This window comes from Pseudomonas sp. NPDC089547 (assembly GCF_050280665.1).
In the GTDB taxonomy this organism is placed as follows: domain Bacteria; phylum Pseudomonadota; class Gammaproteobacteria; order Pseudomonadales; family Pseudomonadaceae; genus Aquipseudomonas.
The window spans coordinates 72158-92696 of sequence record NZ_JBNNVS010000003.1 but is presented as its reverse complement, the minus strand read 5'-3'; the positions used below and the strand labels follow the sequence as shown (position 1 = coordinate 92696).

Here is a 20539-nt window from a genome sequence, read left to right as displayed (position 1 = left end):
TCGCGGGCTTGCCCGCTCCCACAGGTACTGCACAGATCCATTGGGCTGTGAGTATCCTGTGGGAGCGGGCAAGCCCGCGAAGAGGCCGGCCCTGATATCCCAATCTTCCGGATCCGCCCCGATGCCCATTTCCTTTCGCGCCCTGCGTCTGGGGCTGATCACCCTGCTCATCCTGCTGGGCACCGCGCTCAGTGCCGGTTGGGCCATGCACCAGGCCAAGCGCCAGGCCATGGAAGACGACGCCCAGCGTGCCAGCCAACAACTGGGCCTGTACGCCAATGCCCTGCACACCCTGATCGACCGCTACCGCGCCCTGCCCGCTGTGCTGGCACTGGACCCGGAACTGATCGCCGCCCTGCGCGGCCCGGTTACCGAACAGGTACAGGACGCCCTGAACCGCAAGCTTGAGCGCATCAACGGCGCCGCCAATTCTTCTACCCTGGAGTTGCTCGACCGCACCGGCCTGGCCATCGCCGCCAGCAACTGGCGGCTGCCCAGCAGCTACGTCGGCTCCAACTACGGTTTCCGCCCCTACTTCAAGCAAACCCGCAGCCAGGGCAGTGGCCGCTTCTACGCCGTGGGCGTCACCAGTGGCGTGCCGGGTTACTTCCTGGCCAGCGCGGTAAATGACGAGCATGGCCGCTTCCTCGGCGCCATGGTGGTCAAGCTGGAGTTCCCCGAGCTGGAGCGCGAGTGGCGCCAGGGCAGCGACATCCTGCTGGTCAGCGACGCCCGCGGCATCACCTTCATCGCCAACCAGGACGGCTGGCGCTATCGCGAGCTGCAGCCACTCAGTGGCGCTGACCGTGCCGAGCTGGCCGAGACCCGCCAATACGACAAGCAGCCATTGGTGCCCTTGCAGCATCAGGTGCTGACCCGTTTTGCCGAGTACAGCACACTTAGCCGCGTGCAAGGCCCGGAGGGTAGTGCGCAATACCTGTGGGAGAGCCTGCCGCTGGAAGGTGAAAGCTGGACCTTGCACCTGCTGCGCAAGCCGCAGGTGGCCGCCGATGGCCGCAATGCTGCCTTGGGCGCCGCGGCCGTGTGGCTGAGCCTGGTGTTCGCCGCCCTGTTCGTCAGCCAGCGCCTGCGCCTGGCCCGCCTGCGCCAGCGCAGCAGGCAAGAGCTCAAGCGCCAGGTCGAAGAGCGCACCCGCGAGCTGCGTACCGCGCAGGAGGGCCTGGTGCAATCGGCCAAACTGGCCGCCCTCGGCCAGATGTCCGCAGCCATGGCCCACGAAATCAACCAGCCGCTGACCACCCAACGCATGCAACTGGAAACCTTGCGCCTGCTGCTCGACCATGGCCGGCATGACGAAGCGCGGCAGGCCCTGGAACCGCTTGAGCAAATGCTCACGCGCATGGCCGCCCTCACCAGCCACCTGAAAACCTTTGCCCGCAACAGCCCGGTGGGCCTGCGCGAGCGCCTTGACCTGGCCACCGTGGTCGACCAGGCCTTGCACCTGCTGGAAACCCGCATCCGCAGCGAGGAAGTAGAGGTGGCCCTGTACCTGGCACGCCCGGCCTGGGTGCGCGGCGACGCCATCCGCCTGGAGCAGGTACTCATCAACCTGCTGCGCAATGCCCTCGACGCTATGGCCGACAAACGCTACAAGCGCCTGGAGGTCCGCATCGAACCTGATGGCGAGCTGTGGCGCCTGAGCGTACTGGATTCGGGCGGGGGTATCGCCGAGGCTGATCTGGCCAAGGTCTTCGACCCGTTCTTTACCACCAAACCGGTCGGTGAGGGGCTGGGGCTGGGGCTGGCCATTTCCTACGGCATCGTCCACGAGGCCGGCGGCCAGTTGCAGGCCGAAAACCTGCCTGGCGGCGCGCGCCTGAGCCTTACCCTGCCCCGCGATCTGGAGCCTGTATGTTGAATTCAGTAATCGTCGTCGATGATGAAGCCAGTATCCGCACTGCGGTCGAGCAGTGGCTGAGCCTGTCGGGCTTCAGCGTGCAACTGTTCGACCGCGCCGAAGCGTGCCTGGCACAGCTGCCGCAGCACTTCCCCGGGGTGATCATCAGCGATGTGCGCATGCCAGGCATGGGCGGCCTGCAACTGCTCGAACGCCTGCAGGCAGACGACCCCGACCTGCCGGTGATTCTGCTGACCGGCCACGGCGATGTGCCGATGGCGGTGGACGCCATGCGTGGCGGGGCCTATGACTTTCTGGAAAAGCCGTTTACCCCACAGCACCTGCTGGGCAGCCTGCGCCGGGCGCTGGAAAAGCGTCAACTGGTACTGGAAAACCGCCGCCTGCATGAACAGGCCGACCTCAAGTCACGCCTGGAAAACACCCTGCTGGGCATGTCTCAAGGCCTGCAACAGCTGCGCCGGCAGGTACTGGACCTGGCCAGCCTGCCGGTCAACGTGCTGATCCGTGGCGAAACTGGCAGTGGCAAGGAACGCGTGGCCCGTTGCCTGCACGATTTCGGCCCTCGCGCCGACAAGCCTTTCGTTGCCCTCAACTGCGCAGCCATCCCCGAATCGCTGTTCGAGGCGGAACTGTTTGGCCATGAGAGCGGCGCGTTTACCGGCGCCCAGGGCAAGCGCATCGGCAAGCTGGAGTACGCTAATGGTGGCACGGTGTTCCTCGACGAAATCGAGAGCATGCCGCTGGCCCAGCAGGCCAAACTGTTGCGGGTAATCCAGGAACAGAAACTGGAACGACTGGGGGCCAACCAGAGCATCAGCATCGATCTGCGGATCATTGCCGCGACCAAGCCGGACCTGCTCGAAGAGGCTCGTGCAGGGCGCTTCCGTGAAGACCTTGCCTACCGCCTGAATGTGGCCGAGTTGCGCCTGGCGCCACTGCGCGAGCGGCGTGAGGACATTCCACTGCTGTTCGAGCACTTTGCCCGTGCCGCCGGCGACAAGCTTGGGCGTGCCGCGCCGCCGCTTTCAGGGGCACAACTGGCGCAGCTGCTATCGCATGACTGGCCAGGCAATGTGCGTGAGCTGGCTAACGCGGCTGAGCGGCATGCACTGGGGCTGAGTTCGCCGAACATCGAGGTGGCACCTGCCGGGCAGTCGCTGAGTGAGCAGATGGAAGCATTCGAGGCGCAGTGCTTGCGCGCGGCGCTGCGTCAGCATGGGGGAGCGATCAGTGCGGTGATGGAGGCATTGCAGCTACCGCGGCGGACGCTGAACGAAAAGATGCAGCGGCACGGATTGGTGCGGGAGGATTTTGTCGGGCGCGAATGAGCGGAAATCCGCCTACCACCCCAAGCCGACAAGCAAAAAACCGCTCATAGCCAGGTTTTTTGGGGGCTGCGTTGCAGCCCTTCGCGGGCACACCCGCTCCCGCACCGAAATGTTGAACAACAGGGATTGCGCGGTCCCTGTGGGAGCGGGCATGCCCGCAAGGGGTGCAACGCGCCCCCATATGGATCATCACGCACCCATTTGGCACACCTTCTGCAATCACCTGTGCAAGCTGCGCCACGGCGCGCTCCACAAAAACAACGAGAAGGTATCCCTGATGGATAACGCCACCTCCCTGCCCGCTGGGGCGGCCACCGCGCCTGCCGCAGAAAAAACCACCGCCAGCCGCCTGAAGTCGATCTTCAGCGGGTCCATCGGCAACATGGTCGAATGGTACGACTGGTACGTCTACGCCGCATTCTCGCTGTACTTCGCCAAGGCCTTCTTCCCGGCCGGTGACTCCACCGCGCAATTGCTCAATACCGCCGCAATCTTCGCCGTGGGCTTCCTCATGCGCCCGATCGGTGGCTGGCTGATGGGCCTTTACGCCGACCGCAAAGGGCGCAAGGCCGCGCTGATGGCCTCGGTGCTGCTGATGTGCGCAGGCTCGCTGGTCATTGCCCTGACCCCGGGCTACGAAACCATCGGTGTCGCCGCACCGATCCTGCTGGTGATCGCACGCCTGCTTCAAGGCCTGTCGGTGGGTGGCGAGTACGGCACCTCGGCCACTTATCTCAGCGAGATGGCCAGCAAGGACCGCCGTGGCTTCTTCTCAAGCTTCCAGTACGTGACCCTGATCTCTGGCCAGCTTATTGCCCTGGCGGTACTGATTATCCTGCAACAGACCCTGACCACCGAGCAGCTGTATGCCTGGGGCTGGCGCGTGCCATTCGTGATCGGTGCGCTGTGCGCAGTGGTTGCCCTTTACCTGCGCCGCGGCATGGAAGAAACCGCCTCGTTCACCAAGAAGGAAAAGGCCAAGGAAAGCCTGATGCGCACCCTGCTGCGCCACCCCAAGGAGCTGATGACCGTGGTTGGCCTGACCATGGGCGGCACCCTGGCCTTCTACACCTACACCACCTACATGCAAAAGTACCTGGTCAACACCGTGGGTATGAGCATCAGTGACTCGACCACCATCTCGGCCGCCACGCTGTTCCTGTTCATGTGCCTGCAGCCGGTGATCGGTGGCCTGTCCGACAAGATCGGCCGTCGCCCGATCCTGATCGCTTTTGGTGTACTCGGCACCCTGTTCACCGTGCCGATCCTCAGCACCTTGCACACCATCCAGACCTGGTGGGGCGCGTTCTTCCTGATCATGGCGGCGCTGATTATCGTCAGCGGTTACACCTCGATCAACGCCGTGGTCAAGGCTGAGCTGTTCCCGACGGAAATCCGCGCACTGGGGGTGGGCCTGCCGTACGCCCTGACCGTGTCGATCTTTGGCGGCACCGCCGAGTACGTGGCCCTGTGGTTCAAGAGCGCCGGTATGGAGAGCGGCTTCTACTGGTACGTCACCGCTTGTATCGCCTGTTCGCTGCTGGTTTACGCGACCATGAAGGACACCAAGCAGCACTCGCGGATTACTACTGAGTGATGCTGGGTAGGTAGTACCGAAAGGGGCGCTCCGTTGCATCGGGCGCCCCTTTTTCATGACAACCAGTAATCTCTGAGCCGATTGACAGCCTTATTCGGCTCACAAGATGAGCCGAATAGCGCTACTATTCGGCTCACTGGATGGATTGGCAACTATCATGAACAGCCCCTTGTGGATCTGGCAGCAGCCTGACTGGCCAAACTTCACCTGGCAAAATGAAGCCCTCACCCCGCTGCTGCGTAACTGCATAGATATGCAAGGCCGCTTGCTGGGCAAGATTGGCAGCGTCGACGAGTTGAGCGAGTGCCAGAACGTCCTCGATACATTGCTGCAGAACATTGTCACCTCCTCGGCAATCGAAGGAGAACAGTTGAATGTGGGCTCGGTGCGCTCTTCCCTCGCTCGCAGGCTGGGCATCGAGGAACAAGGGGCGACCAATGCCCGCAGTGAGGGGCTGGCCGAACTGATGCTGGATGCAACGCAAGGGTATGACCAACCGCTGACCTTGCAACGCCTGTTCAACTGGCACCAGTGGTTGTTCCCGCTTGAACAAGTCACCTTGAGCAAAGCGGTTCTGGTCGGGCAGTTGCGTGATGAAGTGCCCATGCAGGTGATTTCCGGCCGCCTCGACAAGCCCACCGTGCACTTTCAGGCGCCACCGCGTGACGGCCTCGAAACCCAGCTAGCCGAATTTCTCGCCTGGTTTGCCGAGAGCCGCGATACCACCAACCTGGACCCGCTACTGCGCGCCGGCATTGCCCACTTCTGGTTTGTCACGCTGCATCCGTTTGACGATGGAAATGGTCGGCTGACCCGAGCGATCACCGACCTGGCCCTGGCCCAAGGCGAGCGCCAGGCCATTCGCTTCTATGCCATGTCCGCCAGCATCCTTGACGACAGGGCCGGCTATTACCAGGTATTGGAAAGTAGCCAGAGAGGCGGCCTGGATATCACCCGGTGGCTGAACTGGTTTCTCGCCACCCTGCTACGCAGCCTTGAACAGGCACTGGTAAACATCGACCGCATACTGGCAAAGGCCAGGTTCTGGCAGGCGCATCGGGCAGATGGCTTGCTGCCCGAACAGGTCAAGGTGCTCAACCGGTTACTCGATGGTGGGCCGCGCGGCTTCGAAGACGGCATCAACGCGACGCAATACCAGGCAGTGGCGAAGGTATCCAAGGCCACTGCGACCCGCCACCTTACCGATCTGCTCGACAAGGCTTGCCTGGTCCGGTTGCCAGGCGGGGGCCGCAGTACCCGTTACCGTATCAACACTCAGGACATCTCCAACGCCTGACGTGGCTCACGGCGCTGGTACCAGCTGGCCATCAGCACCAGTACCAGCAATACCCCGCCCAGCACTGCCGACGAACCGATCGTACCGAAGTCCAGGCCGCCCTTTTCGTGAGGTTTGGTAAGGAAGTCGCCCAAGGTGGCGCCAAACGGGCGGGTTAGCACGAACGCTACCCAGAACAACACCACACCAGGGATGCGCGTCCAGTAGCGGGCCACTACCACCAATGCGATGGCGCTGCCGATCAGCAGTGCGCCGCCGGCAAAACCAAGCCCCGAATCATCGGCCAGGTAGTCGCCCAGGGCGGTGCCAAGCGTGTTGGAAAACAGGATCGCCACCCAGTAGAACAACTCGCCCGAGCGATTCTTGATACGGGTTACATCCAGCGGGTTGCCGCTCAGGCGCCAGACCAGGAAGGTCAGCAGCAGGATACCGATGAGCACGGCCGACCCCGTGGCATAACCCAGGCCGAGCGTGCGGTCCATGAAGTCGGACATGGTGGTGCCAGCAGTGCTGGTGGAGAGGATCACCAGCCAATACAGCATCGGGTGGTAGCGGCGCGAGTAGAGCTGGCCGAGCAACGTCAGCAGGAACACGCTGATCAGCATCAGCGAGCTGACGGCATAGCCCACATTCAACGTCATCGACAACAAGTCGCCTGCCGTCTCGCCAAGGGTAGTAGCGCAGATCTTCATGACCCAGAAGGCCAAGGTGATTTGCGGAAGTTTGTTCATTGTTGTGCCGCTCCAGTTTGAGGTGCGGCGATGGTGCTGAGCGACGTCTGAAAAATCGGTTGGTGGTAGATGAAAAATACGTTCACCAGCCATCTCCGTAAGATTTTTCCTTCTTAACGCCCCATTAATTCACCCCTATCAAGCTGCAATGGCTGGCAGAACGTTGGCGCATGCGTCGACGCCCCCTGAGCCAGGCAACCGCCTGATTCACGGTATAAGCACGCATATACATCGATATATTAGATTTATTACTGCTATTTTTTGCGCTTTTTAATCAAATTAATCGGCGTAGCATTAAACCCATAGAAACAAACAACTCACGAACCCCTGGAGCAACGACCATGAAAAACAAACTGATCCTCACCTTGGCCCTCTCGGTTTTCGCAGCTGGCGCCTTCGCCGAAGATGGCTTCGACCGTACCAACGCTCACAGCTTTGCCGCGGTGCAAAGCCAGTCCGCCAGCTACGCTGAAGACGGTTTTGACCGCACTGGTGGCCAACGTTTCGCCGAAGACGGTTTTGACCGCACCGGTGGCCAGCGTTTTGCCGAAGACGGTTTCGACCGCACTGGCGGCCAGCGTTTCGCCGAAGACGGTTTCGACCGCACCAACGCCCACCGCATCAGCTGATCCCTGATACGAGCACCCAGCCCGGCCTTGGCCGGGCTTGATCATTTTCAGGCGGGCACAGGCTTGGCACACTAGGCACCTCGTCACCCAGGAGGTGGGCCTACAAGCCCAGCACAGATGTACTACTACGAACCTGCCAAAGGCCACGGCCTGCCCCACGACCCGTTCAACGCCATCGTCGGCCCCCGCCCTATCGGCTGGATCTCCTCGCAAGACCGCGAAGGCCGCCTGAACCTGGCGCCTTACAGCTTCTTCAACGCCTTCAACTACATCCCGCCAATCATCGGTTTCTGTAGCGTCGGGCGCAAAGATAGCCTGAACAACATCGAGCAGACCGGCGAATTCGTCTGGAACCTGGCCACCCGCCCACTGGCCGAGCAGATGAACCAGAGCTGCGCGCCCGTTGGGGCCGAGGTGAGCGAGTTTGAGTTGAGCGGCCTCACTGCCACGCCGTCACGCATCGTCGGCGTGCCCCGTGTAGGCGAAACCCCGGTGGCATTCGAATGCAAGGTCAGCCAGATTATCCAGCTCAAACGTGCCGACCAGGAACCGGTGCCGAGCTGGCTGATACTGGGTGAGGTGGTGGCAGTGCACATTGCCGAGCATCTGCTGAAAAACGGCATCTACGACACTGCTGCCGCCGAACCGATCCTGCGTGGTGGTGGCCCGGCGGACTACTTCGAGCTGGGCAACCTGTTCAAGATGGCCCGCCCATCGGCCTGATCACCAGATCAGCTCGCCCTCTTCGCTGACGCCCTGCAGGCGCTGCAACTCGGCCGTGGCCGCTTCGTCGGCAGCCACGGCGCCCTTGAACACCTCGCCGTCGAGCACCTTGTGAAAGCGCGGTGCGCCGCCCATGTTCAAGGCCTTGACCGCAATGGCCGCGTTGTAGCCGCCACCCTCCACCGGCACCATCGCCGATACCGCTTCGAAATGAGTGAATTCCCTACGTGCCATGTTGCTATCCACCTGGTTGAACAAGGGCGTCACTTTACCTCATTCACCCTCAATCGAAGGTATGCAAGTCCAGGCTGCTGACAACCTGCGCCTGCACCAGTTCGCCAAACACGTCCAGGGTCGGCGAAGCGAAGTAGCCACTCATCGCCTGCTGATCCTGCCAGCTGCCACTGAGCAACCACAAGTCGGCATCGGCCTGGGAGCGCTGCACCGTAAAACTGAGGCAACCCGGTGCGCGCAGCGAGGGCTCGAGCAAGTCACGCAGGCGTGCACCCAGCTCCGCCGAGCGCCCGCTGCTGGCACGGATGAAAGCAAGGTGGGTGACCGGTTGTTTTAAGGTCATTGCACAATCTCCTTGAAGCAGGCGGACAGAAAAGCCAGGCTGCCAAGGTTAGGGGCTCACCCGCGCGACGCGTTAGGCCATTACTGCACGCCGATTGCCTGATCCTGCAGAACGGCAGGATCAGGCAATCGGCGTGCAGCTTTCGACTAGCGCCCGCCATTGCCCAAACCTATGCTGCGTCGGTCAGTAGAGGAAAGCCATCATGACCACCGCCACATCCACCGACCCGACCCTGGAAATGCAGCGCCAGGAGCTTGCGGAGCTGATCCGCCGACATGCCGGTGACCCCCACGGCCCGGCGTCGGCTATTGATGACTTGTACCTGGTGCGCTACACCGAGAACGTGCGCTCGGTACCGACCCTGGCACAACCCGCGCTGTGCATCCTGGCCCAGGGCAGCAAGAGCCTGTTCCTCGGTGACGAACAGTACGCCTACGACCCGTTGCACTACATGGTGGTCTCGGTAACCTTGCCGCTAAGTGGTGTGAAGCTCGACGCCAGCCCCGAGCACCCCAGCCTGGGGTTGCGCATGGACCTGGACCCGGCAGAGATCAGCCAGCTGATTGCCGAAAGCGGGCCGATGCTGGTGCCTAACCGGCCTTCCGGCCGCGGCCTGTATGTGGACAAGACCGACGCAGCGTTGCTCGACGCCCTGCTACGGCTGATCCGCCTGCTGGACACCCCGCGCGATATCGCGATGCTGGCGCCGCTGTTCCGCCGAGAGATTCTCTACCGACTGCTGCGGGGGCCACAGGGTTACCGGTTGTACGAAATCGCCTTGGCCAACAGCCAGACGCACCGGGTTTGCCAGGCCATCACCTGGCTCAACCAGAATTTCCAGCTGCCCTTGCGTATCGAGGACCTGGCCCGTGAGGTAAACCTGAGCACCTCGACCTTGCACCACCGTTTCAAGGCCGTGACGTCCATGAGCCCGTTGCAGTACCAGAAGCAACTGCGCCTGCAAGAGGCGCGGCGGCTGATGCTCAATGACGGGCTTGAAGCGGCGGTGGCCGCCTATCGGGTGGGGTACGAAAGCCCGTCGCAGTTCAGCCGGGAGTACAGCAGGCTGTATGGAGCGCCGCCGATTCGCGATGTGGCCAGATTGAGAGCCACTGCAGGCTAGCACTTAGTGTTGTCTGTGCCGGCCTCTTCGCGGGCTTGCCCGCTCCCACAGGTGCTGCACATACTCTGAAAGTTGTGCTGTACCTGTGGGAGCGGGCAAGCCCGCGAAGAGGCCGGCACAGACAACAGCTTCACTTCAACCCGAAACTGTCCCTTGCCACTGATTCTGATCAACCTGAATCAACGTCGGCCCCTTGCGCTCAACCGCTTGCGCCAGTGCTGCCTGCAATTGCGCCACATCCTCCACATTCTCCGCAGCCGCGCCCAAGGCCCGTGCCACACCGATGAAGTCCGGGGTATGGATATCCACGCCCACTGGCTCGATCGCCCGGTTGACCATGTACTTCTTGATTTCCTCGTACCCCTGGTTGTTCCACAGCAGCACGATCAACGGCACCTGCGCCTCCACCGCGCTGGCCAGCTCAGGCAGGGTGAACTGCATACCGCCATCGCCAATCAGGCACACCGCAGGCGCACGCTGGCCGATTTGCTCCGCGCTCCCGAGCCAGGCGCCCATGGCCGCCGGCAACGCGTAACCCAGGGTGCCGTAGCCGGTCGAAGCATTGAACCAGCGACGTGGCTGATCCATGTCCAGGGTCAGGTTGCCGGTGTATACCGGCTGGGTCGAGTCGCCCACCAGAATGGCGTTGGGCAGGCGCTCGAGAATGGCGTTCAGCAAGCGCGTCTGGCTCAATGTCGGCTGGTCCCAGCCTGCCGCCAGTGCCTGGCGCAAGCTGGCCACACGGGCCACACCCCAAGTGCTTTGGCGTACCGGTTGCGGCTGGGCCTGCAAAGCACCAAGCAAGGCTTCGGCGGCCAGTTCGGCATCTGCCACCAGCGCCAGCTCTGGCAGGTAATTGCGCACGGTCTGGTCCGGGTCGATATCGATACGCAGCAAGCTGCCCGGGATCTCGAAACCACCCTTGAAGGTCACGTCATAATCGGTTTCAGCAAGTTCGGTACCAATCGCCAGCACCACGTCAGCCTCTGCCACCAGCGCCCGTGTAGCCGGTAGCGACTGGGTAGAGCCAATCTGCAGCGGGTGGCTGGCCGGCAGCAAACCCTTGGCATTGATGGTGAGCGCCACCGGTGCCTGAAGGTGTTCGGCCAGGCGTGCCAATGCAGCACCGGCTGCCAACGCGCCACCGCCGGCCAGGATCAACGGCCGCTTGGCACCGGCCAGGCGCTCGGCCATTTGTGTTACGGCTTGCGGCGCAGCCCCCGCACGGCTGCCGCGTACGGGCCGGCCCGGCAGCAGGAAATCGGCAGGTTCCACCAGCACATCAAGCGGTATTTCGAGATGCACCGGACGTGGCCGTGCGCTGTCGAACACGGCAAATGCACGGGCCAGCACCTGTGGCAGGTCTGCTGCACTCATCAACGTGTGGGAAAACGCTGCTACGCCCGACACCAGCGCTGCCTGGTTGGGCAGTTCGTGCAGCTTGCCACGGCCACCGCCCAACTGGTCACGGGACTGCACGCTGGAAATCACCAGCATAGGGATCGAGTCGGCATAGGCCTGGCCCATGGCAGTGGTGATGTTGGTCATGCCCGGGCCGGTGATGATGAAGCACACCCCGGGTTTGCCACGGGTGCGCGCATAGCCGTCAGCCATGAACCCGGCACCCTGCTCGTGGCGCGGGGTGATGTGGCGAATGGACGAACCCGCCAGGCCACGGTAAAGCTCCACGGTATGTACACCGGGAATGCCGAAGACATGGTCCACGCCATAGCCTTCAAGGAGTTTGACCAATACTTCGCCGCAAGTTGCCATCAGGGTTCACCATGAATCTGGTTGGGTTATGCGCTTATTGGACCCAACCCATGACTACCACCACAATGCAAAAAAACACATACTAGCCATGTCCTGTAATCATGGCTTATCGCAATGAAACGCCTACCGCCCCTGCCCGCCCTGCACACGTTTCTGGTGACCGCCCAGCACTGCAACTTCACCCGTGCCGGGCAACAGTTGCACATCACGCAAGGCGCCGTCAGTCGCCAGATCGCGGCCCTGGAGGAGCACCTGGGCTATGCGCTTTTCCAGCGCCAGGCCCGCGGGCTGAGCCTGACCCGTGAAGGCCAGGACTGGCTGCCACGGGTGCAGCAGGTGTTTGCATTGATCGAGCAAGGCGTGCATGAGGTGGGCGGACGCAGCACAACCTTGCAGCTCAAGGCGCCGACCTGCGTGATGCGCTGGCTGCTGCCGCGCCTGATGGAGTGGCAGGCATTGCGCCCGGATGTGCCGGTCGAGTTGACCACCACGGTGCAGCACGGGGTGGACTTTCGCCGGGAGGGCTTCGATGCGGCGGTGGTCTATGGCGACCCGCCGAACCATGGGTTACACGTACGCAAGTTGTTCGATGAACAGCTGACGCCGGTGTGTGCACCGTCGCTGCGTGAGGGGCCGATACCGTTGCAGCAAGTGGACGACCTGGCGCGGCACATGTTGCTGCACCCCTCGCGGGATGAGCATGACTGGCAGTTGTGGTTACAGGCAGCTGGGGTCACGCTGGCCACTCATGGGCCCAAGCAGCATTTCGAGACGCTGGACATGGCGATGGCCATGGCCTCGCAGGGGACGGGCATAGCCATTGGCGACTGGTCGCTGATTGGTGATGACTTGCGCGGCGGGCGGCTGTGCATGCCGTTTGCGCTCAAGGTGGTGACCGGTAAGGGATATTATCTGGTGAGCCAGGCGAGAAGCTTGCCGCCGGGGTTGCTGGAGTTGCTGGATTGGCTGGAGGGCCAGGCCCGCCTGTGAGGGCCCTTTCGCGGGCACGCCCGCTCCCACAGGTACAGCACAGGATTTGAAAGCTGTGCAGTACCTGTGGGAGCGGGCATGCCCGCGAAGCAGGCGACTCAGTACCCGACTGTAAACCGCTGCCGCGAATGCGCCGGCTTTTCCAGTTCATCCAGAAGGGCAATCGCATAATCGGCAAAGGTAATCCAGCTCTTGCCATCCGCACCAATCAGCAAATGATCCTTGCCCAACATATACCGCCCTCTGCGCTCACCTTCAACGAACTCCGCCGACGGCGACAGGAAGGTCCAGTCCAGGTTCGGCTCCCGTTGCAACGCCTCCAGAAAACGCACCCCGGCAGTGGCTTCGGCTTTGTAGGCTTCCGGGAAGTCCGGGCTATCGATCACCCGGTGCCCCGAGGGCAGCAGCAGGCTGCCCGCACCGCCCACCACCAGTAAGCGCTTGACCCCGGCCCGCTTGACCGGTTCGATGATTGCGTGCGGCTCGATGGTCGAGAAATGCGCTGCGCTCAGCACAGCGTCCACACCCGCGACCGCAGCTTGCAGGGCCGCGCTGTCCTTGGCATCCACCGCCTTTACGGTCACCCCGTCCCGGCCCTCCAGTTTCGAAGGGTCACGGGCAATGGCCAGCACATTGTGGCCACGGCGCAGGGCTTCTTCCAGCAACTGGCTGCCAGCGCGGCCAGTGGCACCGATGATTGCGATCTTGCTCATGGGAAACTCTCCATCAATTGAACGGAATTACCACTTCATCTCGCCCTTGGCGACCTTGGCCCCCAGCTCCAGGGAGCTTTCATCGGCCAGGCCCGGGTAACGTTGCTTCATGGCCTCGATCAACGCGCCAGCGTCTTTTGCCTTGGCCGCTTCGGCATCGAAGTCACGTATGTAGTTTGCGGTGAAACGCACGGCCTCCAACGAGCGGCTGCTGTCCCCCAGGTAATGCCCCGGGATCACCGTACGCGGCGCCAGTGCTTCGATGTGCGCCAAGGTACCGAGCCAGTCGGCATGGGACTTGGCCGTCTGGGTATCGGCCATCCACACGTGAATGTGCTCAGACACCACCACGCCGCCGACCACCGCCTTGATCGACGGGATCCACACAAAGCTGCGATCTGGTTGCGGGCCGTCAAGGCCAACCACCTCAAGGGCCTGCCCTTCCAGCGTCAATCGATTGCCTTTCAGTACCTGTGGCAGCACCAGCCGTGCCGGTTTATCCGCCCCCATCTGCGGGCCCCAGTACGCCAGCTTGGCGTCCATGGTCTGGCGGATATGCGCGACAGTGGCGGCAGAAGCCAGCACCTTGGCATCGGGGAAGGCCTGGGTCAGGGTATCCAGGCCGAAGTAGTAATCCGGGTCACCATGGCTGATATAGATGCTGGTCAGGCGTTTGCCGCCTGCCCGCAGGCGCTGCACCAACTGTTCGGCCTGGGCCTTGCCGAACTGGGCATCGACCAGCACGGCGTCGTGCTCACCACTGACGATCACCGAACTGACCGGGAAAATCGCCTCATGCCCTGGGTTATAGACGTCCAGTTGCAAAGGTTCGGCAGCCCGCAACGGGCCGGCCAGGGTTATGCAAGCCAGCAACAGGCCACGCAAGGGAGTGAACAAGGACATGGGAAAAGCCTTCAGAAGAACAATGCCCAACAGCTTAGTTGCCCGATCCGTCACAAAAAATGCGATGCTCGGACATAGTTTGTTTCTGAAACCGGGCAAATCATGGACCGTCTCAACGCCATGCGCGTTTTCGTCACCGTCGTCGACTTGGGCAGCCAGTCGGCAGCGGCAGACCATCTGCAACTGTCGCGGCCGGTAGTGTCGCGTTACCTGGCAGAGCTTGAAGACTGGGTGGGTGCGCGGTTGATGCAGCGCACCACACGCAAGCTCAGCCTGACCGCCGCCGGCCAGGAAACCCTGCCCCGCTGTCGGCAATTACTGGAGTTGGCCGGCGACCTGCAGGCCGCCGTGCAACAACCGGACGATGCGCCCAAGGGGGCATTGCGCATCAGCGTCAGTACCTCCTTCGGTCAGGCGCAACTGGTGGATGCGGTAGCGGCCTATGTGCGACGCTACCCGGGTGTGAAAGTAGAGCTGCAAATGCTCGATCGTACGGTCAACCTCGTGGACGAGCGCATCGACCTGGCCATCCGCACCAGCAACGACCTGGACCCCAACCTGATCGCCCGGCGCCTGAGTGTATGCCGTTCGGTGGTATGCGCAGCACCGGCTTACCTGCACGAGCATGGCACCCCGCAACAGGTAGAAGAGCTGAGCCGGCACAATTGCCTGACCCATGCCTACTTTGGCCACAGCCTGTGGCATTTCGAGGTCACCGGCCATCAGGTCGCCGTACCCGTGACGGGGAACATCAGCGCCAACGAGGCGATGACACTGCAAAAGGCGGCGCTGGCTGGCGCGGGTATCGCCATGCTGCCGACTTACCAGGCCGCCGAGGCCCTGCGCCGGGGCGAACTCGTACGCCTGTTGCCCGAGGCCAAGCCCCGTGAACTGAACCTGAATGCGGTGTACACGTCGCGCAAGCACATGCCGGCGACCTTGCGCAGCATGCTGGATTTCCTCGTGCAACGGTTCAAGGACGAGCCGGAGTGGGATCGGGACCTGTGATGTAATGCCAGAAATAGCCTACGCTTAAAGGTGTCACCTGTCGCTGTAACAGGAGGTGAGCACCATGGGCATCAAATCAAGAAGAGTCGCCCTTGTCATGGCCTTGACTGCTGTCGCAGGGCTGTACGGCTCAGCCTGCTGGCGCGCCGAGCTGCTACGTAGCCAGCCCAGTGCCGCCAACAGCTGCGTGCAGGCACATTGCGTGCCTCACACCGCAACCTTGAGCGCCGTCCGTTGAGTTGACGGCGCGCCGCCGGTCACTCTTCGACGCTCATGTATTCCTTGGCCCAGCGGATGTAGTCCTCTGGCTGGGTGTAGGTGTGCGAGAGTTCGGTCGCGCTGAGGTTTTCCGACTTGTTTTGCTGGCCGCGTTGCAGGCGCAGGCAGTCGTAGGTGGCCTTGATCGCAGCAAAGTAGGCCGCGTGGCCATCGACCACGATACGCACGCCCAGGCGCGCCAGTCGCTCGTCATCGCGCAGGTTCGGGTTGCCATAGGTGACCAGCATCAGCGGTACCGTCAGGTGCTCGGCAATTTGCTCTAGCTGCTCGAAATCTTTCACGCCCACCATGCAGATGCCATCGGCACCGGCCTTCTGGTAGCTCTGGGTGCGGACGATGACTTCTTCGGTGGTGAGCACACCTGCGTTGGTGCGGGCAATGATGGCCAACGACGAATCGACCCGGGCCTCCAGCGCCGCACGAATCTTGCCAACACCCTCTTCGACCGGTATCAGGTCGGTGGACTTGCGCCCGAACTGGGCCGGCAGCAGGGTGTCTTCGATGGTCAGTGCAGACACGCCGGCGCGTTCCAGTTCTATCACCGTGCGCATCACGTTCAATGCGTTGCCATAACCATGGTCGGCGTCAGCCAGGAACGGCAGTTGCGCTACCCGACCAATCCGTGTGGCCTGCTCCACGAACTCGCTGAGGGTTATCAGGGCGAAATCCGGCGCGGCCAATACCTGCAACGAAGCAACGGAACCACCGAGGATACCGACCTCGAAGCCCAGGTCTGCGGCAATACGCGCCGACATCGGGTCGAACACCGATGCGGTGTGGTAACAGGAACCTGAAGCGAGCAGCTCGCGGAAGGCAAAACGCAGATCTTGATGGGAAGCCTTGGGCATGATCACTCCGCAAATAAGTTGAAATTTGAACGGTAACTACCGACCCCTGTAATCGGGTCTACCTGACCTGTTCCAACCGTCGCCATCTGGGCGGTCATGCTCGACATGCAGGCAGAGGAATAAAAGGTGTGGGAGACAGCACACTGAAAAACCTGCGGCAGAATGTTGCACCAAGCTGGTGCAGGCCGCGAATTTCAGCCTCTGTGGCATACCAACGATATCACGCAGCCATGCAGCACTGGATGAATGCGCCAATGCCGATTCGGCATAGGGGATGCAGATAGTACATAGGAAGCTACCTAACTCAGGTTACAATTCGAGGACCTCTTCGCGGGCACGCCCGCTCCCACAGGTACAGCACCTGCCTTGATCCTGAGTGTTATCTGTGGGAGCGGGCATGCCCGCGAAGAAGCCACAACCGATTACAAGGTATTACCGTGACCGCCGCCCTGCCCCCCACCACCCTGCGCAACGTGCTCACCGCCCTGATGCTTGCGATCTTCCTCGGCGCACTGGACCAGACCATCGTCGCCGTCTCGCTGCCGGCAATCTCGGCCCGGTTCAACGATGTCGGCCTGCTGGCGTGGGTCATCTCCGGCTACATGGTGGCGATGACCGTGGCCGTGCCGATCTACGGCAAACTGGGCGATCTGTACGGACGGCGCCGGATGATCCTGACCGGTATCAGCCTGTTTACCCTGGCCTCCATCGCGTGCGCCATGGCCCAGGACATGCAGCAGCTGGTGCTGGCCCGTGTACTGCAGGGCATTGGCGCGGGCGGCATGGTCTCGGTCAGCCAGGCGATCATCGGCGATTTCGTGCCACCGCGTGAGCGCGGCCGCTACCAAGGTTATTTCAGCAGCATGTATGCCGTGGCCAGCGTCGCCGGGCCAGTGCTGGGCGGCTGGCTGACCGAGTACCTGTCGTGGCGTTGGGTATTCTGGATCAACCTGCCGCTGGGGCTGGTTGCGTTGTGGGCGATCCGCCGTGCCCTCGGTGGCATGCCGGCGCAGCGACGGGAAGCCCAGGTGGATTACCTCGGCGCCCTGCTGCTGATCCTTGGCCTGGGCAGCTTGTTGCTGGGCATCACCCTTGTCGGTCAGGGGCACGCCTGGATTGACCCTGCCGTACTGGCCCTGTTCACGTGCGCTGTACTGGGCCTGGCGTTGTTCATCACACATGAGCGGCGCTGCCCGGAGCCGCTATTACCCTTGGGCCTGTTCAGCAACCGCGTGGCGGTGCTGTGCTGGGGTGTGATCTTCTTCGCCAGCTTCCAGTCGATTTCCCTGACGATGCTCATGCCTTTGCGCTACCAGGGCATCACGGGTGCTGGCGCCGACAGCGCCGCACTGCACCTGTTGCCACTGGCCATGGGGCTGCCCTTGGGCGCCTTCACCGGGGGCCGCATGACCAGCCGCACCGGGCGCTACAAGCCGCAGATTCTCGCGGGTGCCTTGCTGATGCCAGCGGCCATTTTCGCCATGGCGCTGACCCCTCCACAATCCGCTTCGCTCAGCGCACTGTTCATGCTGCTGACCGGGATTGCCTGCGGGTTGCAGTTCCCGACATCGCTGGTAGGCACGCAAAGCGCGGTGGACAGCAAGGACATTGGTGTGGCCACCAGCACCACCAACCTGTTCCGTTCGCTGGGCGGGGCCATGGGCGTGGCGTGCATGTCCAGCCTGTTGCTGGCGCTGCTGCATCAGGGCGGATTTGAAATGCTGGGTAACCCGTTGCTAGGGAGCCTGAAGGCCGGTGAAGTGGACCTGGTCACGCAAGGGCGCCTGCTGGAGACGTTCCGACATTTGCTGATGGGGAGTGCACTGATTGCGGTGCTCGGCCTGGTTGCCGCAGTGGCATTGCCGGATCGGCAACTACGCGGCCGTTAAGAACCTGCGCGTTTTTGTAGGAGCGGCCTTGTGTCGCGATCGGGCTGCGCAGCAGCCCCAGGATTTCAGCAGCAGTAGCAAAATTGCCGGGGCTGCTATGCAGCCCGATCGCGACACAAGGCCGCTCCTACAGGATCTGTGCCTGTCTTATTAATCCACTGTTAATACAAAGAGGAAACACTCCCTCACAATCCTTAACAAAGTGTCATTTGCGCAGCGCCGGGCTCAAGCGCAGCATATCCAACCCGGTGTCGACCCATTTTTCGACATCACCTAGCAGATCGACACTGTCAGGCAGCAACAGCCAGCGACCGATCAGGCCATCGACATAGGCAAACATGGCCACCGCTGCGCGCTCGACATCCAGCGCGTCAGGCAACTGGCCCCGGCGCACGGCATTGGCCAACGCCAAGGTAATGCCCTTGTGGCAATCCAGCACCGCGCCCTGGCGCTGCTGGCGAATTTCACACATGTCATCGGTGAACTCGCACTTGTGATGCAGGATTTCATTGATACGCCGGGTTCGGGCATCGAGCACCAGCTCGTTGAACACTTGCAACAGCAGCTTGCGCATGCAGCCAAGCGGGTCGAGTTCGTCCTCGCTTTCACTCGCCCGCGCCAGGTGGTCATGGGTTTCGTGGAGGCTGTCGAGCAACGCCTGCACCAGCTCGGCCTTGTTGTTGAAGTGCCAGTAGATCGCCCCGCGCGTCACCCCCGCCAGTTCGGCGATGTCGGCCAGGGTGGTTCGCGCAACCCCGCGCTTGTAGAAGGCCTTTTCCGCCGCCTCTATGATCTGGGCGCGGGTTTCCTGGGCTTCTTCTTTGGTTCGACGGACCATGGCAGTACAACCTCATCTGGCCCGAACGCGCAGTGCGTGCGGGGAACGCTCCGGGGGCGCCTCTGCAGGGCGCCTCGCGGATGAGCTAATCAAGGGCTGTGGCAGTAACCAGGTACAACCCAGCGGTATTTACAAACAACCATGAATGTAAGTATATTCCTTAGCAAGCTATTTATCCACCGGATAGCAATTTTTCCAGATCAAGACTCTTCCACTACTCTTGAGCGTCTCCCTGCTCCAGCGACCCGAGGATCCTCATGCAATTCAAGCCAGCCGTTACCGCTCTGGTTTCCGCCGTCGCCCTGGCAACCCTGCTCAGTGGCTGTAAGAAAGAAGAAGCAGCGCCAGCGGCGCAGGCTCCTCAGGTCGGCGTCGTGACCATTCAGCCCCAAGCCTTCACCCTGACCTCGGAATTGCCGGGGCGTACCAGTGCCTACCGCGTCGCCGAAGTGCGCCCGCAGGTCAACGGCATCATCCTCAAGCGCCTGTTCAAGGAAGGCAGTGAGGTCAAGGAAGGCCAGCAGCTCTACCAGATCGACCCTGCCGTATACGAAGCCAACCTGGCCAATGCCCAGGCCAACCTGCAGGCTACCCGCTCGCTGGCCGAACGCTACAAGCAGCTGATCGACGAACAGGCGGTGTCCAAGCAGGAATACGACGACGCCAATGCCAAACGATTGCAGGCCGATGCCTCGCTGAAAAGTGCACAGATCGACCTGCGCTACACCAAGGTGCTGGCACCGATCAGTGGCCGCATCGGGCGTTCTTCGTTCACCGAAGGTGCACTGGTGAGCAATGGCCAGACCAACGCCATGGCCACTATCCAGCAACTGGACCCGATCTACGTCGACGTCACCCAGTCCACCGCCGAGCTGCTCAAGCTGCGCCGTGACCTGGAAAGCGGCCAACTGCAGAAGGCCGGCGATAACGCCGCCTCGGTGCAGCTGGTACTGGAAGACGGCAGCCTGTTCAAGCAGGAAGGTCGCCTGGAGTTCTCCGAAGTTTCCGTGGACGAAACCACCGGTTCGGTCACCCTGCGCGCCCTGTTCCCCAACCCCGACCACACCCTGCTGCCAGGCATGTTCGTGCATGCGCGGCTGAAGGCCGGGGTCAACGCGAACGCCATTCTGGCCCCGCAACAAGGCGTAACCCGTGACCTCAAAGGGGCACCGACCGCACTGGTGGTCAACCAGGAGAACAAGGTCGAACTGCGCCAGCTCAAGGCCAACCGTACCCTGGGCAGCGACTGGCTGATCGAAGAAGGCCTCAACCCGGGTGACCGCCTGATCACCGAAGGGCTGCAATACGTGCGCCCAGGTGTCGAGGTCAAGGTCAGCGAAGCCACCAACGTCAAGAAGCCGGGTAGCCCTGATCAGGCCAACGCGACGAAAGCAGACGCCAAAGCGGAGTAAAC

General features: G+C 62.2%; 19 protein-coding genes. 11 read left to right on the top strand and 8 right to left on the bottom strand.

Annotated features, from left to right (window positions below; translation table 11 throughout):
* Positions 1–121: 121 nt before the first annotated feature.
* The 4 genes from ACQKPZ_RS03175 (at position 122) to ACQKPZ_RS03160 (ending at position 6101) form a co-directional block, all read left to right on the top strand.
* A complete protein-coding gene (locus ACQKPZ_RS03175) occupies positions 122–1879 on the top strand; it encodes an ATP-binding protein (protein ID WP_427535506.1) in 1758 nt (585 codons plus the stop codon).
* Positions 1873–3207, top strand: coding sequence for a sigma-54-dependent transcriptional regulator (locus ACQKPZ_RS03170; protein WP_427535504.1), 1335 nt, complete (start codon positions 1873–1875; stop codon positions 3205–3207). The genes ACQKPZ_RS03175 and ACQKPZ_RS03170 overlap by 7 nt, the downstream gene beginning before the upstream one ends.
* Before the next feature lie 277 nt (positions 3208–3484).
* Complete coding sequence (locus ACQKPZ_RS03165; RefSeq protein ID WP_427535502.1) at positions 3485–4804, top strand: MFS transporter; 1320 nt, start codon at positions 3485–3487, stop codon at positions 4802–4804.
* Positions 4805–4961: 157 nt separating this feature from the next.
* Positions 4962–6101, top strand: coding sequence for a Fic family protein (locus ACQKPZ_RS03160; RefSeq protein ID WP_427535500.1), 1140 nt, complete (start codon positions 4962–4964; stop codon positions 6099–6101).
* On the opposite strand, the gene ACQKPZ_RS03155 is transcribed toward ACQKPZ_RS03160, so the two are convergent.
* A complete protein-coding gene (locus tag ACQKPZ_RS03155) occupies positions 6080–6832 on the bottom strand; it encodes a COG4705 family protein (RefSeq protein WP_391132145.1) in 753 nt (250 codons plus the stop codon). The genes ACQKPZ_RS03160 and ACQKPZ_RS03155 overlap by 22 nt on opposite strands.
* 341 nt (positions 6833–7173) lie before the next feature.
* Here ACQKPZ_RS03155 and ACQKPZ_RS03150 point away from each other — a divergent pair, with 341 nt between their 5' ends.
* Both ACQKPZ_RS03150 and ACQKPZ_RS03145 read left to right on the top strand, forming a co-directional pair.
* Positions 7174–7461, top strand: coding sequence for a hypothetical protein (locus ACQKPZ_RS03150; RefSeq protein ID WP_427535499.1), 288 nt, complete (start codon positions 7174–7176; stop codon positions 7459–7461).
* A 117-nt stretch (positions 7462–7578) separates the two neighbouring features.
* Positions 7579–8184, top strand: coding sequence for a flavin reductase family protein (locus ACQKPZ_RS03145; RefSeq protein ID WP_427535497.1), 606 nt, complete (start codon positions 7579–7581; stop codon positions 8182–8184).
* Here the strand turns inward: ACQKPZ_RS03145 and ACQKPZ_RS03140 are convergent, their stop codons facing one another.
* Positions 8185–8451, bottom strand: a complete 267-nt coding sequence (locus ACQKPZ_RS03140; RefSeq protein WP_427535495.1) for a hypothetical protein — start codon at positions 8449–8451, stop codon at positions 8185–8187.
* A 16-nt stretch (positions 8452–8467) separates the two neighbouring features.
* A complete protein-coding gene (locus ACQKPZ_RS03135; RefSeq protein ID WP_049278214.1) occupies positions 8468–8761 on the bottom strand; it encodes a putative quinol monooxygenase in 294 nt (97 codons plus the stop codon).
* 202 nt (positions 8762–8963) lie between these two features.
* Here ACQKPZ_RS03135 and ACQKPZ_RS03130 point away from each other — a divergent pair, with 202 nt between their 5' ends.
* Positions 8964–9884, top strand: coding sequence for an AraC family transcriptional regulator (locus tag ACQKPZ_RS03130; RefSeq protein ID WP_427535494.1), 921 nt, complete (start codon positions 8964–8966; stop codon positions 9882–9884).
* A 135-nt stretch (positions 9885–10019) separates the two neighbouring features.
* Here the strand turns inward: ACQKPZ_RS03130 and ACQKPZ_RS03125 are convergent, their stop codons facing one another.
* Positions 10020–11657: a 5-guanidino-2-oxopentanoate decarboxylase gene (locus ACQKPZ_RS03125; RefSeq protein WP_427535493.1), complete on the bottom strand. Its 1638-nt coding sequence runs from the start codon at positions 11655–11657 to the stop codon at positions 10020–10022.
* A 114-nt stretch (positions 11658–11771) separates the two neighbouring features.
* Here ACQKPZ_RS03125 and ACQKPZ_RS03120 point away from each other — a divergent pair, with 114 nt between their 5' ends.
* Positions 11772–12647, top strand: a complete 876-nt coding sequence (locus tag ACQKPZ_RS03120) for a LysR substrate-binding domain-containing protein (protein ID WP_427535492.1) — start codon at positions 11772–11774, stop codon at positions 12645–12647.
* 98 nt (positions 12648–12745) lie between these two features.
* Here the strand turns inward: ACQKPZ_RS03120 and ACQKPZ_RS03115 are convergent, their stop codons facing one another.
* Positions 12746–13360, bottom strand: coding sequence for an NAD(P)-dependent oxidoreductase (locus tag ACQKPZ_RS03115; protein WP_427535491.1), 615 nt, complete (start codon positions 13358–13360; stop codon positions 12746–12748).
* A 27-nt stretch (positions 13361–13387) separates the two neighbouring features.
* Positions 13388–14263, bottom strand: coding sequence for an MBL fold metallo-hydrolase (locus ACQKPZ_RS03110; protein ID WP_427535489.1), 876 nt, complete (start codon positions 14261–14263; stop codon positions 13388–13390).
* A 102-nt stretch (positions 14264–14365) separates the two neighbouring features.
* On the opposite strand from ACQKPZ_RS03110, the gene ACQKPZ_RS03105 reads away from it, so the two are divergent.
* Complete coding sequence (locus tag ACQKPZ_RS03105) at positions 14366–15271, top strand: LysR family transcriptional regulator (protein ID WP_427535488.1); 906 nt, start codon at positions 14366–14368, stop codon at positions 15269–15271.
* Positions 15272–15528: 257 nt separating this feature from the next.
* Here ACQKPZ_RS03105 and ACQKPZ_RS03100 read toward each other — a convergent pair whose 3' ends face one another.
* Positions 15529–16398, bottom strand: a complete 870-nt coding sequence (locus tag ACQKPZ_RS03100; RefSeq protein WP_391132167.1) for an isocitrate lyase/PEP mutase family protein — start codon at positions 16396–16398, stop codon at positions 15529–15531.
* A gap of 437 nt (positions 16399–16835) precedes the next feature.
* On the opposite strand from ACQKPZ_RS03100, the gene ACQKPZ_RS03095 reads away from it, so the two are divergent.
* A complete protein-coding gene (locus ACQKPZ_RS03095; protein ID WP_427535486.1) occupies positions 16836–18287 on the top strand; it encodes an MDR family MFS transporter in 1452 nt (483 codons plus the stop codon).
* Positions 18288–18492: 205 nt separating this feature from the next.
* Here the strand turns inward: ACQKPZ_RS03095 and ttgR are convergent, their stop codons facing one another.
* A complete protein-coding gene (gene ttgR, locus ACQKPZ_RS03090; RefSeq protein WP_391132171.1) occupies positions 18493–19125 on the bottom strand; it encodes an efflux transport transcriptional regulator TtgR in 633 nt (210 codons plus the stop codon).
* Positions 19126–19382: 257 nt separating this feature from the next.
* On the opposite strand from ttgR, the gene ttgA reads away from it, so the two are divergent.
* Positions 19383–20537 (top strand): toluene efflux RND transporter periplasmic adaptor subunit TtgA, encoded by a 1155-nt coding sequence (ttgA, locus tag ACQKPZ_RS03085; RefSeq protein ID WP_427535484.1) that lies wholly within the window; start codon positions 19383–19385, stop codon positions 20535–20537.
* Positions 20538–20539: the final 2 nt, after the last annotated feature.